We start from the raw sequence: 17,253 nt of genomic DNA, 5'->3' as shown, positions 1-17,253 counted from the left end.
GTGTGTGGGGGCTGGGCGCGCCGTTCCTCGCGCCCCTGGTGGGGTGCTGTTGGGGGGTGAGTGCGGGTGTGTGGGGGCTGAGCGCGCAGTTCCCCGCGCCCCTATGGGGCGCAGCGTGGCTCAGGCTCCTGGGGAGCTTGGGGAGCTTGGGGAGCTTGGGGGGCGGGCGTGCTGATCAACGGGCTGGTGGGGGTGCGGGAGCGGTGGGGGGCGCTCGTCGGGAGTTTTGTGGCGCTTGCGCTCGGGGTGGGGGTCGTGGCCGCCATGGGGTTCGCGTTGGGGGCCGCTCAGGAGGAGCCGGAGCGGGTGCCTCGGCGGTTCGCCGGGGCGGAGGTCGTCGTGCGAGGGGCCGACACCGTGCGGGTCGCGTCGCCGCACGGGGCGGAGGTACGGGTGCTGGAGCGGCCGAACGCCGTACCCGCCGCGCTCGTAAGGGAGTTGGGTGCGGTCGGGCGGGTCGTCGAGGACCGGTCGTTCGGGCTGCGGGCGGAGGGCGGGCCCGGTGAGCTGGTCGGGCACCCGTGGTCCGTCGCCGCGTTCGGGGCGTACGCGCTGCGGGACGGGCGGGCGCCGCGCGCGGACGACGAGGTCGTCGTCGGCGGCGACTGGGCCGCGCCGGGGCAGCGGATCAGGACGACGCGCGGCACCGTGCGGGTCGTGGGTGTCGCCGCGGCGCCCCGCCCGTACGAGGACGCGGTCTTCTTCGGGGACCGGCGGGCCGCCGAGATCGCCCCCGGCAGCGTGCAGTTGGTGGTCGTCGGGGGCGGGGCCGACGCCGTACGGGGCGTGGTGCGCGGGTACCCGGGCGTGCGGGTGCTCACCGGGAGCGAGCGGCGGCTGGCCGACGCCGATCCGGGACGGGACCAGGAGGCGGTCACGGCGCTGACCGCGCTGTTCGGGACGGCCGCCGGGGTCACCGGGTTCGTGTCGGTGTTCGTGGTGGCGTCGACGTTCGCGTTCACGGTGGCGCAGCGCCGCCGCGAGTTCGGGCTGCTGCGCACGGCGGGGGCGACGGCGGGGCAGCTGCGCCGGGCCCTGGTCGCCGAGGCGCTGCTGGTCGGGGTCGTCGCGGGCGGGGCGGGGTGTGTGCTCGGCGGCTGGGGCGCGCCGCGTCTGGGCCGGTGGGCGGTGGCGCAGGGACTCGCCCCCGACTGGTTCGTGATCCGGACGGGCGCGGCCTCCTGGCCGTACCACCTCGCCTTCTGGACCGGTCTCGCGGTGGCGCTGTGCGGGGTGCTCGCCGCGTCCTGGCGGGCCGGCCGGACCGGTCCCGCGCAGGCGATGCGCGAGGTGTCGGTGGACGGGCGGGTCATGACGTGGGGGCGGATCGTCGTCGGGGGCGGACTGCTGGTCACCGCGCTGGTCACGCTCGGCACGGCGCTGGCCGGCGATCCCGGTGAGCTGCTGCACCGCAAGACGTACGTCGTGCGTCCGATGCTGCTGATCGGCGCGGTGGCACTGATCGCGCCCGCGCTGGTCCGGCCGCTGCTGCGGCTCGGCGTCCTGCTGCCGGCCCGGCTCCCGGGCGCCACCGGCATGCTGGTGCGGGAGAACGCGACCGCCGGACTGCGCCGCACCGCCGCCGTCGCCGCGCCGGTCCTCGCGACGGTCGCGCTCGCCGGGTCGCTGCTCGGCGCGACCGGCACCATCGCGGGGGCGAAGGCCGCCGAGGCCAGGGAGCGGACCGTCGCCGACTACGTCGTCACGCCCCAGGGTGCCGACGGTTTCGACGCGGCGACGCTGCGCAGGCTGCGGCAGGTCGAGGGTGCCACGGTGTCGCCGACGGCGGCGACGACCTTGTACGTGCCGGAGGACGGCGGCGTCGCGCTCGTCACGTCCGAGGCGCGGGCGGCCGATCCGGCCCTGCTGGCGCGGACGACCCGCCTCCCGGTCGTCGCGGGACGGCTCGCCGACCTGACCGACGACACCGTCGTCGTCAACGAGGAGTGGCAGCGGCACACCGTCGGCGAACGCGTCGACGTCCGGCTCGGCGACGGCACGCGACGGTCCCTGCGGATCGCCGCCGTGCTGCGCACCGGCACCGGCGACAACGGCGCCTACGTCACCGCGCGCAACGCCGCCGGCGCCCCCGTGGACCGCGTCGACGTGACCGTCGCGGACGGTCGCGCGGCGGCGGACGTCGGATCGGCCCTGCGGGCGGCCGTCCACGGCACGGGCGCGGCGGTCGTCACCAAGTCCCAGTGGCTGGAAGCGAGTCACCCGGCGACGAACCGCACGACCCGCCTCGGGTTGTTCCTCGTCCTCGGCATCGCGCTCCTCTACACGGCCATCGCCGTCGCCAACGTCACGGTCATGGCCACCACCGACCGCACCCACGACCTGACCGCGCTCCGGCTGGCCGGCGCCACCCGCGCGCAGACGCTGCGGGTGGTCGCGGCGGAGGCCCTGGCGGTGACGGTGACGGGTGGCGTGCTCGGCCTGCTGGTCGCCGCGGCGAACGTCCTCGGCATGCACCTGGCGCTCATCCGCCTGCACGTCGACGCCCCCTTCGCCCTGCCCTGGACGGCGCTCGCCGCGACGTCGGCGGCCTGCGTGGCGATCGCGGTGGTGTCGGCGGTCCTCGCGGCACGGTTCGGTCCGGCGCTGCGCGGGCGCTCCGTGCGGGTGTGAACGGGTGCGGGGCGCACGTACCTTGACGTGGCTCGGGGGTGCGGACGTACCGTCCGGAAATGGCAATGGCATCCATGGACGCGCTGCTCACCGGCCCCGGCGCCCCCTTCTCCGTCGTGCGGGACGAGGACGGGCGCCTCGCGTACGCGGAAGGGCCGCGGACCCTGCGGGAGTTCGCCGAGACGACGTGGGCGTTCGGTCCCGCGCCGTTCCTGATCGCGGAGACCGGGCGGCTGACGTACGGGGAGTTCTTCGCCGCGGCCAGTGCGCTCGCCCGCCGGTTCCTGGACGAGCGCGACGGCTACGGACTGCGGCCCGGCGACCGTGCCGTCATCGCGATGCGCAACCACCCCGAGTGGCAAGTTGCCTTCTGGGCCTGCCAGTTGGCCGGTCTGGTCGCCGTCCCGCTGAACGGGTGGTGGACCGCGGACGAGTTCGCGTACGCCCTCGACGACTGCCGGCCCGGCGTGCTGGTCGTCGACGGCGAACGCCACGAACGCATCGCTCCCTGGCTGGCCGCCGTCCCCGCGGACCGCCGCCCGTGGACGCTGGTCTGTCACGAGGAGGGCCGGGAGCCGGCGGGCGAGCGCGTCGAGCGGTACGCGGAGCTGCCCGTCCCCGATCCGCTGCTCGGCCCGCCCGACGTCGACGTACAGCCGCACTGGGACGCCACGATCCTCTACACCTCCGGGACCACGGGCCGCTCCAAGGGGGCCGTCGCCACCCACCACGCGCACATGGCCGCCATCGCCAACCCCCGCTACTTCGCGGCGCTCTCCGCCCTCGGCCGGGGCCTCGTCCCGGGCCAGGGCCCGGCCCCCGTCGGGCTCCTGACCTTCCCCTTCTTCCACGTCGCGGCCTTCACCGGGTTCTACGCGGCGATGGCCGCGGGCGGCTCGCTCGTCCTGCTGCGCAAGTGGGACACGGACACCGCGCTCGCCCTGATCCACGAGCACGGCATCACGAACTTCGGCGGCGTGCCCACGACCGCGCTCCAACTCCTGGCCCGTGCCGAGGAGTTGGACGACGACCTGCCGACGCTCGCCGGGTTCAACACGGGGGGTGCCGCCGCTCCGCCGGACCTCGTCGCCCGGCTGACCGCCCGCTACGGGGACCGCATCGAACCCCGCAACGGCTACGGCCTCACCGAGACGCTCGGCGGGGTCACCGCGAACTTCGGGGCGGAGTACCGGAGTTGGCCGGGGAGCGTGGGCCGGCCCGCGCCCGCGGTCGAGGCGCGGATCGCCGGGCCCGGTGGTGAGGAGCTGCCCGACGGGGCGGTGGGGGAGCTGTGGCTGCGCGGGCAGTCGGTGATCCGTGGCTACTGGGAGGACCCGGCCGCCACGGAGGCGGCGTTCACGCCGGACGGGTGGTTCCGTACGGGGGATCTGGCGGTGCTCGCGGAAGGGCGGGTCAGCGTCGTCGACCGGATCAAGGACATGGTGATCCGGGGTGGCGAGAACGTGTACTGCGTCGAGGTCGAGGCGTGCCTGCACGACCATCCCGACGTGCTGGAGGCGGCCGTGGTGGGGGTGCCGCATCCGGTGCTGGGGGAGGAGGTCGCGGCGGTGGTGCGGGTCCGGGAGGGGGCGTCCCTTGACCCGGATTCCCTCCGGGGGTTCGTGGGGCGTTCTCTTGCGGCGTTCAAGGTGCCGGCGGTGCTGGTGCTCCAGCCGGAGGAATTGCCCCGCAACGCCACCGGCAAGATCTTGAAGCGCACCCTCAGAGAGCGCTTGACCGCCTGAGCGGGTGGGTCGGGTGCGGGTTCGGTGGGGGCTGGCCGCGCAGTTCCCCGCGCCCCTGAAAACCGACTGCGTCTGCCGGGCCGGTCCATCGTCGCGGGCTGCGGGTGAGCCGTGGTCGCTCGCGCAGTTCCCCGCGCCCCTGAAAACCCGACTGCGGATGCGGGTGCGTCGTGGTTGCTCGCGCAGTTCCCCGCGCCCCTGAGATGCGCACTCCGTGCGCCATCTCAAGGGGCGCCGTCGCGAAGGTGCGGCACCTTCTTCGGGGAAGGCGCGGCGAAGCCGCAGCCCTTCAGGGGCGCGGGGAACTGCGCGAGAAGCCCCGCCCAGCCGCAGACGAACCCCTAGCGCCGCGTCACGAACACCCGGTAGTCGCCGGAGGCGTCCGCCCCGGCGACAGAGATCCGCACACCCGCCCTCCGGTCCTTGAACACCTCGCCCGGCCGGTACGGCGCGTCCGACAGTTCCGCGTGGACGTTGGGGCGGCGCGTGCAGCCGCCGCTGTCGGGGGTGGAGTCCTCGACCGTGATCGGGCCGTGCCCGGTGTCCACGTCCGCGTCGACCTTGTAGATGAGGACGCCGGGCCGGCACACCGCCTCGTCGTTGCCCTCCTGCGAGCGCACCTCGATCGCGTACCCGCTCTTCTCGGTCAGCGGCACGAACGCCAGCTTCGTGCCGCCGCCGTCCCGGCCCAGCGGCGACAGCAGGTGCTCGGTCGTGCCGGGCTGCGCGGCGCAGCCGATCTGGTCGTCGTCGAGCCAGCCCAGCTTCCACTTGTGCCAGCCCAGCAGGTCGTTCCCGACGCCCCAGTCCTCGCTCATGATGTCCCAGTGGCCGACGGCCCCGCCGCCGTCCTGCGTGTAGAGGTCGGGCAGCCCGAAGACGTGCCCGTTCTCGTGCGGCAGCACCCGGTAACCGGTCTCGGTGTACGAGCCGGAGCCGTCGTCCTGGCGCGAGTACACGAAGGAGATGTTGGACAGCGCCACCCCGTCCGCGACGGGTGCCTCGTGGTTCCCGGCGAACGTCACGGACAGCACCGTGTCCAGGGCGGACGGCCCGGCGTTCGGCGTGGTCAGGACGTTCACGAGGTCGTACTGGCGGAAGTCCACGTCGGGGTCGGCGGCGGCCACGATGTCGTCGACGAGCTCGCGGTAGCCGGGTTCGAAGGGGGCGCCGCGCTCTATCCCGTACGCGGCGAACGGCTTGGGCATCCGCAGCCAGTGCTTGACCGGGGACTCGGGCTGGTAGTCGAGGCGGCCGTACGAGCCGGTGCGGAACCACTCCTGGGTCTTCGGGAAGAACTCCCCGAGCCGGTCGAGGGCGGTTCCCTCACCGGGCGCGTCCGGGAAGTCGATCATCAGGTTGAGGGCCCGGACGGTGCCGGTCGAGCGGGCGTAGCCGGGAGAGGTGGGCACGCCCTCGGACATCTGCACGCCGAGCGCACCGCGGATCATGCAGGGGCCGAGCGAGGTCGCCCGGGCCAGCGCCGTCGGGCCCGCCGCCGTCGGCGAGCTGTCGAGCAGCCGGCCGGTGCTCGCGGTCATCGTCAGCGCGAGGGCCACGGCCGTGGCTCCGGCGAGCATCGCACCGCGCCGGCCCCTGCGTATCCGCTGCTGCCGCATTCGACCCGCCTCACGCTCGGCTCCGTTTCGATCACCCTGTGTCGGGGTCGGTCGGGCCGCGCGCTGGGTGCGCCGATCGTGGGTTTCTGCGGTCGAAGTGGTGTGAGCCAGGTCACATGAGGGGCGGGAAATAACCGGGGACGTTCTCCCCGTTTAGACCTGTGTCCGCGAAAGCGGGGAGGGAGTCCCCGTTTCAGTACGTGACAGACGACCGAAGGAGACCGCCGTGGCCACCGCAACCGAGCAGCCGCAGCGCCGCGTCCCGCGCCCGCGGGCCGACGCCGTGCGCAACCGGGAGCGGATCGTCGCCGCCGCCCGCGAGCTGCTCGTCGAGTACGGGACCGATCTCCCGCTCGACGAGGTCGCCCGCCGGGCCGGGGTCGGCAACGCCACGCTGTACCGGAACTTCAAGGACCGCGGTGAGCTGATGCACCACGTCGTCCTGTCGGTCACCGATCACGTCACCGAGCACGCGGAGCAGGCGCTCGCCGCCGAGGAAGCCGGCGAGAAGACCGCGTTCGACGCGCTGCGCGCCTTCGTGCACGCGGCCGCCGACGAGCGCATCGGCGCCCTGTGCCCGATGCTGAACGCCACCTTCGACAAGGACCACCCGGACGTCGTCGCCGCCCTCGACCGGCTCACCGCCGGCCTGGAGGAGCTCATCGCACGGGCCCGTACCGCGGGCCAGCTGCGCACCGACGTCGGCGTCGGGGACCTGATGGTCGCCCTCTCCCAGCTGACCCGGCCGCTGCCCGGCACCGCGTGTGCGGGCCTCGACCGGTACGACACCTTCTTCCACCGCCATCTGCAGCTGTTCCTCGACGGCCTGATGGCACCCGCCCGCTCGGAACTCCCGGGCGAGGCCGCGACCTTGGAGGACCTCCGCCAGGAGTGAGGCGCCAGGACTGAGGCCCCGCCCTCCCATCACTTGAGTCACCTGTTCCGTACAGACCCGATTTCTCACGCTTATTCACTACTTGGAGTCCCGCTGTGGGTACCCCCTTGCCGAATTCGGCATCCATAGAAGGCGACGCGCGTCGCTGGAAGGCCCTGGTCTTCATCGCGCTCGCCCAGCTGATGGTGGTCCTCGACGCCACCATCGTGAACATCGCCCTGCCCGCGGCCCAGACCGACCTCGGCATCTCCGACGGCAACAAGCAGTGGGTCATCACGGCCTACGCGCTCGCCTTCGGCGGACTGCTCCTGTTCGGCGGCCGCATCGCTGACCTGTGGGGCCGCAAGCAGACCTTCGTGACCGGACTGCTCGGCTTCGCCCTCGCCTCGGCGCTCGGCGGTGCCGCGCAGAACGAGGCCATGATGTTCGGCGCCCGTGCGCTCCAGGGTGTCTTCGGCGCCCTGCTCGCGCCCGCCGCGCTCTCCCTCCTCGCCGTCATGTTCACCGACGCCAAGGAGCGCGCGAAGGCGTTCGGCATCTACGGTGCGATCGCCGGTGGCGGTGGCGCCGTCGGCCTGATCCTCGGCGGTTTCCTCACCGAGTACCTGAACTGGCGCTGGACGTTCTTCGTGAACATCCCGTTCGCGATCATCGCCGCCGCCGGTGCGTACTTCGTCATCCGTGAGCCGGCCGGCGGCCGCAACCGCTCGCCGCTCGACATCCCCGGCGTCGTGCTCTCCACGCTCGGCCTGGTCTCCCTGGTCTACGGCTTCACGCGCGCCGAGTCCGAGGGCTGGTCGGACCCGACGACGATCGGCATGTTCGTCGCCTCGGCCGTCCTGCTGCTCGCGTTCGTCGCCGTCGAGGCCAGGGTCAAGCACCCGCTGCTGCCGCTGCGCGTGGTCGCCGACCGCAACCGCGGCGGTGTCTACGCCTCGCTCGGCCTCGCCGTCATCGCGATGTTCGGCCTGTTCCTCTTCCTGACCTACTACCTCCAGGTCGTGAAGGGCTTCTCGCCGGTCAAGACGGGCTTCGCGTTCCTGCCGATGATCGCGGGCATGATCACGGGCTCCACCCAGATCGGTGCCCGCCTGATGACGCGGGTCCCGCCGCGCCTGCTGATGGGCCCCGGCTTCCTGGTCGCGGCGCTCGGCATGGGGCTGCTGACCCAGCTCTCGGTCGACGCCTCGTACCCGGCGCTGATCCTGCCCGCGCAGCTGCTGCTCGGCCTCGGCATGGGTACGGCGTTCATGCCCGCCATGTCGCTCGCCACGCTCGGCGTCGAGGCCCGCGACGCGGGTGTCGCCTCCGCGATGGTCAACACCTCGCAGCAGGTCGGCGGCGCCATCGGCACGGCCCTGCTGAACACGATCGCGGCCTCGGCCACGACCGCGTACCTGGTGGACCACGCGGCCGGCGCCCGTAACCCGCAGCTCCTCCAGGCGCAGGCCATGGTGAGCGGCTACACCCACGCCATCTGGTGGGCCGTCGGCATCCTGGCCGTCTCGGCCCTGATCGCCTTCGCCCTCATCAACACCGGTGCCCCGGGCGCCGGTCCGGCCGCCGCCTCCGGTGACACGGACGGCGTCGAGGACGAGGTGCGGATCCCGGTGGTCGCGCACTGACCACCCCGTCGTACGGAGCCGGTCCCCCCGGACGCTCTACCTGAGCCAGGGGAGATCGGCCCCGGCGTCCTTCGGCTGGAGTCCCTCGGCGACGATCCGCATGATCTCGCCGAGGGACTTCTGCTGTTCGGGGGTGAGCCGGTCGAAGAGGGCCTGGCGGACCGCGGAGACATGGCCGGGCGCCGTCTTCGCCAGGACCTCCAGGCCCTCGTCCGTGAGCACCGCGAACTGGCCGCGCTTGTCCGAAGGACAGTCCTCGCGCCGCACCCACCCGCTCTTCTCCAGGCGCGCGATCGCGTGCGAGAGCCGGGAGCGGGTGATCTTCGCGTTGATGGCCAGCTCGGTCATCCGCAGCCGGCGGCGCGGGGCCTCGCTGAGCGCGACGAGGAGCCCGAAGTAGACGTGCGGCATCTTCGCGTCGCGCTGGAGCTGGCGGTCGAGGTGATCTTCCAGGAGCGTGGTGGCGTGGAGGTACGCGCGCCAGGTCAGCTGCTCGTCCTGGGTGAGCCACCGGGGCTCTGTGCTGTTCATGGACTCCATCGTAAAGACCTCCTCCTTGAATATTAAACAAACAAGGGTTACTTTTGTCAGCACCCTGAACTTGAAACTTCAAGGAGGTCGTCGTGTCCACCGCACCCGCACCCGAGCGCATGCCCGCGCTCTACCTCTCCCACGGCGCCCCGCCGCTCGCCGACGACGCCCTGTGGACCGGCCAGCTCGCCGCGTGGTCGGCCGATCTGCCCCGCCCCAAGGCGATCCTGATGATCTCCGCGCACTGGGAGGAGGCGCCGCTCGCCCTCGGCGCCACCGAGACCGTGCCGCTCGTGTACGACTTCTGGGGTTTCCCCGAGCACTACTACCAAGTCCGGTACGCGGCTCCGGGCGCGCCCGGACTCGCCGAATCCGTCCGCAAGTTGCTGCGCGCGCCCGGCATCCCCGTGCAGGACGTGCCGGACCGGGGCCTGGACCACGGGGCGTACGTCCCGCTCGTCGAGATGTACCCGGACGCCGACGTCCCGGTCCTCCAGGTCTCCATGCCGACGCTCGACCCGCAGAAGCTGATGGACATCGGGCGCCGGCTCGCGCCCCTGCGGGACGAGGGCGTGCTGATCGTCGGTTCCGGTTTCTTCACGCACAACCTCGCGGCGCTGCGGCAGGGCGGGATTCCGGCGTGGTCGGCCGAGTTCGACGAGTGGGGGCAGCGGGCGCTGGACGCGGGTGACGTGGACTCGCTCCTCGACTTCCTGCGCAAGTCGCCGGCGGGGGCGCTGGCGCATCCGCGCACGGAGCACTTCGCTCCGCTGTTCGTGACGATGGGGTTGGCCGAGGCGGCGGGTGAGCTGGAGTCCCAGCGCAGCGTGATCGACGGCTTCTGGCTGGGCCTGGCGAAGCGGTCTGTCCAGTTCGGGTAGGCGCCTGCTCCTGTCTTTCTTCGGGTGCGGCTCCGGTGGGGGCTGGTCGCGCAGTTCCCCGCGCCCCTGAGGGACCGACTTCGGGTGCGGGTCCGGTGGGGCTTCTCGCGCAGTTCCCCGCGCCCCTGAGATGCGCACCCTTCGGGTGGCATCTCCCCGGCGGGGGAAGGCTGCGCGCAGCGCATGCCTTTCAGGGGCGCGGGGAACTGCGCGAGCAACCCCCACCGGCCCGCACCCGGCGAACGGACGGTCGCTGTCGCGGCGCGTAGCCGTGGCGGTTGCCGGCCCGCAGGGTCAGGCCGGGTCGATCAGGGTGAGTGCGCGGGTTGCCGCAGCCAGTGCGACCTCGCCGCCCACGTCCAGCGCCGTATCCGCGAACTTGATCGCATGGTCGTCGCCATGGGCCGCGGCCCGCTCGAAGAGTTCCCCGGGGGACACGTCCCCCGCCGAGACGACCGGCACCGGCGCGGCAGGCGCATACGCCGCGGTGACCGCCGCACTCGCCGCCCACGCCGCCCCGAGCGACGCCCCCCACAACGACCGGGGCAACGCGGGCAGCGTCCGCAGCACCGCGTTGGGCGCGGTCGCGGTGTGCACCAGCATCACGGCGTTGCCGTGGGCGTGCGTGGCGTACCGGCGGACCGCCGCCGAGACCAGCTCACCGAGCCGCTCCCGCGCCGTGTCCGGGTCGACGGGACCGGCCGCCCACCCGGGGAACGCCTCGATCTGGGCGAGCCGGGGCCGGATGCCTCCGCTCTGGTCGGCGACCCGCGGCACCGCGTCGAGCGCCCCCGCCGCGTCCGGCGCCGAGGGCAGCGAGGTCAGGGCCGGCAGCGTCTGGTGGCGGGCGGCCCAGTAACCGAGGCCGTGCGCCAGCTCGGCGAGCCGGGGCTCCGTCGGTTCGGTGGTGAGCAGGGTGCGGACGGCGTGCCCGACCCGGATCACCGGATGCGTGGCACCCCCGGCGATACCGGGCAGCAGCCGCGGCCACCACTCGGCGAGCACGTCCCGCCAGGGCCGCTCCGCCAGCGCCCGCTCGAAGAAGACGATCCAGTCCGCGAGCCGCCGGGGATCGCCCAGCGCCTCCTGCCAGTCGGCCGCCACGACCGGCGAACCGGCGGCGGGCATGGCGTCGAGCCGTTGCTCGTAGTGGTCGAGCCAGCGGTGCACGCGCGGTGCCTGACCGCCGCGTACGAGGGATTCCACGGCCATCGGGCCGTGGTTGGTGAGCCAGCCGTCGAACTCGGGGCCCGTGACGTGCAGCCGCTCGAGTGCTTCGTCGAGAGTGCCGGTGTTGTCGTCCATGGCGGCACGGTAGGTGCGAGGGTGAGCGCGGCGTAACGGGCTGTGGCCCTAGGCCGGGACCTAGTCCTTGCGGCCGAGTGGCTTCTCGTACCAGGCGACGTCCCAGTACTTGCCGAACTTCCGGCCGACCTCCCGGTACGTGCCCACGTGCGTGAAGCCGAAGCGGGCGTGGAGGCGGACCGAGGCCTCGTTCGGCTGGGTGACGCCCGCGTACGCGCGGTGCACGTCCTCCTCGGCGAGCGCCTCGAAGAGGGCCTTGTAGAGGAGGGTGCCGATGCCGCGGCCGCCCGCATCGGGCGCGCAGTAGACGGTGACCTCGACCGAGGTGTCGTACGCGGCCTTCACGCGGAACGGGCTGGACGTGGCGTACCCGAGGATCCGGCCGGTCGGTGCCTCCTGCGCAACCAAGAGCCGGTGCCGGCCGTCTTCAGGGTGGGAGAGCAGCCAAGGACGTCGCTCTTCCGGAGTGAAGGCGACCGTGTCGAATGTGATCGGCGTCTCACGCACGTAGTGGTTGTAGAGGTCGGTGAGTGCTTCGAGGTCACTCGCGACTCCCGCCCTGACCTGCACCTCTGTGGACTCCGGCGGCATCCCGTCTCCCCTTTTCGCGCGGTGTGGCGCGACAGGGTACTGCATGATCACAAAAAAGATGGGTCGGCTTGGGAATTCTGTCCGGATTCCAGTCGTTGTTTCCATCGGATGCAGGGCACCCGGGAGGGTGTGCAAGCCGTCCGGCCCAGCCGACCTACCATCGCAAGGGAGCACGCATGGCAACCCGTGCCGTAGCCCGTCGTAAGTCCGCCGCGTCCGGCGAGACAAACGCGGCACGCAGTGTTCGCGCCGTGGGCGGGGAGATCGCCGACCGCGACCTGGTCGGCATGTACCTCGACGAGATCGCGCGTACACCGCTGCTCGACGCCGCCAAGGAAGTCGAGCTGTCCCAGACCATCGAGGCGGGCGTGTACGCCCGGCAGATCCTCGACGGCGAGGTCGCCGACAGCACCGCCGCGGGCAAGGCGACCCGCGAGGAGCTGGAAGCGCTGGTCGAGGCGTCCGAGAAGGCCAAGGACATCTTCATCAAGTCGAACCTGCGCCTGGTCGTGGCGGTCGCCCGCCGCTACCCGCGCGCGGGCCTGCCCCTGCTCGACCTGATCCAGGAGGGGAACGCGGGCCTGGTGCGCGCGGTCGAGAAGTTCGACTACCGCAAGGGCTTCAAGTTCTCCACGTACGCGACGTGGTGGATCCGTCAGGCCATCACCCGTTCCATAGCCGACCAGTCCCGCACCATCCGGCTCCCCGTCCACCTGGTCGAGGAGCTGGGCCGGATCCGTCGCGTCCAGCGCGAGTTCAACCGTGAGCACGGCCGTGAGCCGGAGCCCGCGGAGATCGCCGCCCAGCTGGACAAGACGACGCCGGAGCGGGTCACCGACGTGCTGGACTGGGCCCGCGACCCGGTCTCGCTGAACATGTCGGTGGACGACGACGGCGACACCCAGTTCGGCGACCTCCTGGAGGACACGTCGGCCGTGTCCCCCGAGCAGTCCGTGCTCACGCTGCTGCGCAGCGAGGAGCTCGACGACCTGATCGGGCGGCTCGACCAGCGCACGGCGTCCATCATCAAGATGCGGTACGGCATCGAGGACGGGCGTGAGCGGACCCTCACGGAGGTCGGCAAGGAGCACGGTCTGACCCGTGAGCGGATCCGGCAGATCGAGAAGCACGCGCTTCTCGAGCTGAAGAAGCTGGCGCGCGACACCGGGTTCGACGCCGCGGCGTAACCCTCCGGGGTCACCGGGTCATTCGGGCGGGCAGCACCACGGTGCTGCCCGCCCGACCGCTGTCCCGTGCGGGTCGGTGGAGCTTCTCGCGCAGTTCCCCGCGCCCCTGGAATGCCGACTGCGTCTGCCTGGCGGGGCTATCGTCGCGGGGTGCGGGTGCGTGGGGCTTCTCGCGCAGTTCCCCGCGCCCCTGGAACATGCGGCTTCGCCGCAGCCCCATGGGCGCCCCTTGAGATGGCGCACGCAGTGCGCATCTCAGGGGCGCGGGGAACTGCGCGAGCAACCACGACGAGAGCCGCACCCGCCCAAGACGCCCAAGACGCCCAAGACGCCCAAGACACCCAAGACGCCCAAGACCCCTAAGACGCTCGCACCATCCGGGCGCCCAACTCCCTGACCGCCACCACCAGTTCCTCCGGCCCCCGGACCCGGAAGTCGAAGCCGGTCATGGCGAGGCGGACCGCGGTCCACTCGACCGCGTCGGACACGGTCGCCCGCAGCCGGCAGCCGCCACCCGGCAGCGGCTCGGGCCGCCCCACCACCGGAGGGACCCGCGCGGCGACGTCCTCCACCGACGCCGCGAACTCCACGTCCATGTCGTAGGACCCGGATCCGCCCCGCGCCGCCATCGACCGCCGCAGGAACTCCGCCGCATCCCCTTCCGGCACCTCCCGCGGAGCGAACCGCGCCCCGGTCGCGAACGGCTCCGACACCCGGTCCACGCGGAACGTGCGCCAGGCCGCGCGATCCGTGTCGTACGCCACGAGGTACCAGCGGCGCCCGGTCGCCACCAGCCGGTACGGCTCCACCGAGCGGCGCGTCTCCGTGCCGTCGGCGGCCCGGTAGTGGAAGCGGAGCCGCTCCGTGCCCGCCGTCGCCGAGGCGATCACGGTGAGCGTCTCGGGGGCGATCGTGGGGCCGTCGCCCGAGGTCAGCGGGATGGTCGCGGCCTGCAGCGTGGCCACGCGGTGGCGCAGCCGCGAGGGCAGGACCTGCTCCAGTTTGGCGAGGGCCCGCACCGACGCCTCCTCGATGCCGTCCACGGCGTGCCCGGCCCCGGCGCGCAGCCCGACCGCGATGGCGACGGCCTCCTCGTCGTCGAGGACGAGCGGCGGCAGCGCCTTGCCGGCGACGAGCCGGTAGCCGCCCTCCGCGCCCATCGTGGCCTGCACCGGGTAGCCGAGTTCGCGCAGCCGGTCGATGTCGCGGCGGACCGTGCGCCGGGAGACGCCGAGCCGGCCGGCCAGTTCGCCGCCGGGCCATTCCCGCGGGGTCTGCAGCAGGGAGAGGAGCTGGAGCAACCGGGCTGGGGTGGTGTCCGTCATGTTCTCCATGTTCTCCAGAGTCCTGGCCATCTAGGACACGAACTGACCTACATGCCCATTAAGTTTCTTGTATGACCTCAACCGCTACCGACACTTCTGCCGGCTCTGCTCCCGGTTCCACCGGCGCCGACCGGCGCCGCTGGTTCGCGCTCGCCATCGTGATGACGGCGGCCTTCATGGACCTCGTCGACGTCACGATCGTCAATGTCGCCCTGCCCACCATCCAGCACGACGAGGGCGCCTCGACGGGCCAGATCCAGTGGATCACCGCCGGTTACGCGCTCGCCTTCGCGGCGCTGCTCATCACGGGCGGCCGGCTCGGCGACATCTTCGGCCGCAAGCGGCTCTTCCTGCTCGGCATCGGCGGGTTCACGATCGCCTCGGCGCTCTGCGGCTTCGCGGCGAACCCGGAGATGCTGGTCGCCTCGCGGATCCTCCAGGGCGGCATGGCGGCGATGATGGTGCCGCAGGTCCTGTCGATCGTGCACGCCACGTTCCCGGCGCACGAGCGCGGCAAGGTCTTCGGCCTGTTCGGCGCGATCGTCGGCCTGGGGGCCGTGACCGGTCCGCTGCTCGGCGCGCTGCTCACCGAGTGGAACATCTTCGGTCTGGAATGGCGCCCGATCTTCCTGATCAACCTGCCCGTCGGCATCGCCGCCCTGCTCCTCGGCTCGCGCGTCATCACCGAGTCGAAGGCCCCCAAGGCGCTGAAGCTGGACCTGGTCGGCGTCGTGCTGGTCACCCTCGCGATGCTGGCGCTGGTCTACCCGCTGACCCAGGGCCGTGAGAACGGCTGGCCGGTGTGGGGCTTCGTGATGATGGCGGCGTCGGTCGTGATCGTCGCGGTGCTGATCGCGTACGAGAAGGCGAAGACCCGGCGCGACGGTTCGCCGCTCATCGAGCTGTCCCTGTTCAAGGTGAAGAGCTTCGCGGCGGGCATCGCCGTGCAGACCGTGTTCGGCCTGGTCATGGGCATCTTCTTCCTGACCTGGACCCTCTACATGCAGATCGGTCTCGGCTGGAGCGCGCTGCGGGCGGGCCTGACCGGCGTCCCGTTCTCGATCGCGGTGTCGGTCGCCGCGGGCATCTCCGTGCAGAAGCTCGTGCCGCTCTTCGGCCGCAAGGTCCTCCAGGCGGGCGCGCTCCTGATGGCCGTCGGCGTGCTGATCTACGTGTACGAGTCCGGGCACTACGGCCTGGAGATCGAGTCCTGGCAGATGGCGCTGCCGCTGGTCGTGATGGGTCTGGGCATGGGCCTGATCGTCGCCCCGCTGACCGACGCGGTCCTGTCCGAGGTGCCGCGCGAGCACGCCGGTTCGGCGTCGGGTCTGATCAACACGGTGATGCAGATGGGCAACGCGCTGGGCCTCAGCCTCGTCTCGGTGGTCTTCTTCAACGTCGTCGAGGACCACATGAAGCAGGGCGAGGGCAACGCCGCCTTCATCGACGGCTTCCACAGCTCGCTGCTGTGGGCGGCCGGAATCCTGGTCGGCATCTTCGTGCTGATGTTCGCGCTACCGCGCAAGCCGGCCGCCGGCCCCGGTGAGGCCGAGGCGCACGACGACGCCCCGACCGAGCGGGAGCCCGAACTGATCGGCTGAGCGGCCGGGCCGGGCCGGGGCTCAGGCGCTGGACCGTCCCACCTGGTCCAGCGCCTCCAGCACGTCCGCGGGGCGGCCGCCGGCCGTCACCGCCCGGCCGATCCGCTGCCGGATCGCGGCGCGCACCGTCGGCCACGACCGCAGGCCCACCGGGTGGAACTCGGCGTCGGGCATCTGGTCGACGAACTCCCGCAGCGCCCGCTGATCCGGGTCGGCCCGCACCTGCTGCGAGCCGGAGGCGGTCACCGGCAGCGTCGCCTGACCGCCGCCGTACGTCTTGGCCGATCCGGTGCTGAACAGGAACGTCAGGAACTGCCCGGCCTCCGTGATGCGGCCTTCCTTCTTGAAGACCATCATCCAGTCGTTGAGCCCGACCGGCGGCGCCGCCCCCTCCCCGTCCCGCTTGGGGAAGGGCGCGTGGCCGTAGGAGAGCCGGGCCTTGTCGGCGGCGCCGAGCAGCACCGGATGCGCGATGAGCATGCCGACCCGGCCCTGGAGGAACTGCGCGTACGCGTCGGTCCTGGTGAGCTTCGCCGGATCGGTGCCCGCGAGGCCGGGCGCGACGAGCTCGTCGCGCAGCCAGGTCAGCGCCGCCTCGTTCTCCGTCGACGCGAAGTCGTACCCCTGGATCTCGGAGTAGCCGCCGCCGCCCGCGAGCAGCCAGGCCAGCAGCTCGTCCTCCGCCGCCTCGGGGCCGAACTGCAGCGCGTACGGGGTGGGCACGCCGGTCGCCTTCAACGCCTTGGCGGCGGCCTTCAGCCCGGCCCACGAGGTGGGGGCACCGGTGAGGCCGGCCCGGTCGAACAGGGCCTTGTTGTAGAAGAGCCGCGGGGTGCTGGCCAGGATCGGGATGCCGTACTGGATGTAGTCGACCTTGCCCGCGTCGGCGAACGACGCGATGAAGTCGGCCTGCGTGGGCACGTCGAAGAGCTTCTCGACCGGCTGGAGGTCACCGCTCTCGGCGTACGGCGCGAAGATGTTGGACTGCGCGATGTCGGGGGCCCGGCCGTCCTTGACGCGGCGGGCCAGCGTCGCGTCGATCTTGAGGAACGGGACGCGTTCCACCCGGATCCGGATGCCGGGGTGCTTCTTCTCGAAGGCCTTCACGACGTCGTCCCACTGGTCGCCGATGGCGGCGCCGACGCTCTTGTCGTAACTGGCGACGAGGAGGTCGAGGGTGACCGTGTCCCCGTCGCCGCCCGTGCCGCACCCGCCGAGAGCCAGGGCTCCCGCCCCGGCTCCGGCCAGGCTCGCCGTCTGAAGGAGGAACTGCCGCCGCCGCACCGATCTCGCCCCGCTCGTTGGGTTGACATGATC

At 72.4% G+C, this 17,253-nt stretch carries 13 protein-coding genes; 7 read left to right on the top strand and 6 right to left on the bottom strand.

The features are described 5' to 3' along the window. Positions 1-168 precede the first annotated feature (168 nt). Together RBJ77_RS11765 and RBJ77_RS11760 are read left to right on the top strand one after the other, a co-directional pair. Positions 169-2,631: an FtsX-like permease family protein gene (locus RBJ77_RS11765; RefSeq protein WP_372344966.1), complete on the top strand. Its 2,463-nt coding sequence runs from the start codon at positions 169-171 to the stop codon at positions 2,629-2,631. A gap of 59 nt (positions 2,632-2,690) precedes the next feature. Beyond that, positions 2,691-4,376, top strand: coding sequence for a class I adenylate-forming enzyme family protein (locus tag RBJ77_RS11760; RefSeq protein WP_372344965.1), 1,686 nt, complete (start codon positions 2,691-2,693; stop codon positions 4,374-4,376). Positions 4,377-4,717: 341 nt separating this feature from the next. On the opposite strand, the gene RBJ77_RS11755 is transcribed toward RBJ77_RS11760, so the two are convergent. Next, positions 4,718-5,995 carry a M6 family metalloprotease domain-containing protein gene (locus tag RBJ77_RS11755; RefSeq protein WP_372344964.1) on the bottom strand — a complete coding sequence of 426 codons (1,278 nt, stop codon included), beginning with the start codon at positions 5,993-5,995 and terminating at the stop codon, positions 4,718-4,720. Positions 5,996-6,221: 226 nt separating this feature from the next. On the opposite strand from RBJ77_RS11755, the gene RBJ77_RS11750 reads away from it, so the two are divergent. Continuing rightward, positions 6,222-6,890: a TetR/AcrR family transcriptional regulator gene (locus tag RBJ77_RS11750; RefSeq protein ID WP_372344963.1), complete on the top strand. Its 669-nt coding sequence runs from the start codon at positions 6,222-6,224 to the stop codon at positions 6,888-6,890. A gap of 95 nt (positions 6,891-6,985) precedes the next feature. Next, the gene (locus tag RBJ77_RS11745; RefSeq protein ID WP_372344962.1) at positions 6,986-8,515 is read left to right on the top strand and encodes an MFS transporter; all 1,530 of its coding nucleotides are present in this window, start codon (positions 6,986-6,988) and stop codon (positions 8,513-8,515) included. Between the two features lie 36 nt (positions 8,516-8,551). On the opposite strand, the gene RBJ77_RS11740 is transcribed toward RBJ77_RS11745, so the two are convergent. Then, complete coding sequence (locus tag RBJ77_RS11740; RefSeq protein WP_372344961.1) at positions 8,552-9,055, bottom strand: MarR family winged helix-turn-helix transcriptional regulator; 504 nt, start codon at positions 9,053-9,055, stop codon at positions 8,552-8,554. Positions 9,056-9,165: 110 nt separating this feature from the next. Between RBJ77_RS11740 and RBJ77_RS11735 the strand changes: the two genes are divergently transcribed. After that, a complete protein-coding gene (locus tag RBJ77_RS11735) occupies positions 9,166-9,927 on the top strand; it encodes a dioxygenase (RefSeq protein ID WP_372344969.1) in 762 nt (253 codons plus the stop codon). 294 nt (positions 9,928-10,221) lie between these two features. Here RBJ77_RS11735 and RBJ77_RS11730 read toward each other — a convergent pair whose 3' ends face one another. After that, positions 10,222-11,232: a questin oxidase family protein gene (locus tag RBJ77_RS11730; RefSeq protein WP_372344960.1), complete on the bottom strand. Its 1,011-nt coding sequence runs from the start codon at positions 11,230-11,232 to the stop codon at positions 10,222-10,224. A gap of 60 nt (positions 11,233-11,292) precedes the next feature. Beyond that, positions 11,293-11,823, bottom strand: a complete 531-nt coding sequence (locus RBJ77_RS11725) for an N-acetyltransferase family protein (protein WP_372344959.1) — start codon at positions 11,821-11,823, stop codon at positions 11,293-11,295. A 176-nt stretch (positions 11,824-11,999) separates the two neighbouring features. Between RBJ77_RS11725 and RBJ77_RS11720 the strand changes: the two genes are divergently transcribed. Further along, complete coding sequence (locus tag RBJ77_RS11720; protein ID WP_255978402.1) at positions 12,000-13,010, top strand: RNA polymerase sigma factor RpoD/SigA; 1,011 nt, start codon at positions 12,000-12,002, stop codon at positions 13,008-13,010. A 359-nt stretch (positions 13,011-13,369) separates the two neighbouring features. Here the strand turns inward: RBJ77_RS11720 and RBJ77_RS11715 are convergent, their stop codons facing one another. Then, entirely contained in the window at positions 13,370-14,335 is a 966-nt protein-coding gene (locus tag RBJ77_RS11715; RefSeq protein ID WP_372344968.1) for a helix-turn-helix transcriptional regulator, read from the bottom strand. A 71-nt stretch (positions 14,336-14,406) separates the two neighbouring features. On the opposite strand from RBJ77_RS11715, the gene RBJ77_RS11710 reads away from it, so the two are divergent. Then, positions 14,407-15,936 (top strand): MFS transporter, encoded by a 1,530-nt coding sequence (locus RBJ77_RS11710; RefSeq protein ID WP_372344958.1) that lies wholly within the window; start codon positions 14,407-14,409, stop codon positions 15,934-15,936. Between the two features lie 21 nt (positions 15,937-15,957). On the opposite strand, the gene RBJ77_RS11705 is transcribed toward RBJ77_RS11710, so the two are convergent. Then, positions 15,958-17,220: an extracellular solute-binding protein gene (locus RBJ77_RS11705; RefSeq protein WP_372344957.1), complete on the bottom strand. Its 1,263-nt coding sequence runs from the start codon at positions 17,218-17,220 to the stop codon at positions 15,958-15,960. Positions 17,221-17,253 lie beyond the last annotated feature (33 nt).

The organism is Streptomyces sp. KL116D (assembly GCF_030766975.1).
Lineage (GTDB): Bacteria > Actinomycetota > Actinomycetes > Streptomycetales > Streptomycetaceae > Streptomyces > Streptomyces longispororuber_A.
The sequence above is the reverse complement of the archived record's forward strand: the minus strand, read 5'-3'. Positions and strand labels throughout refer to the sequence as shown.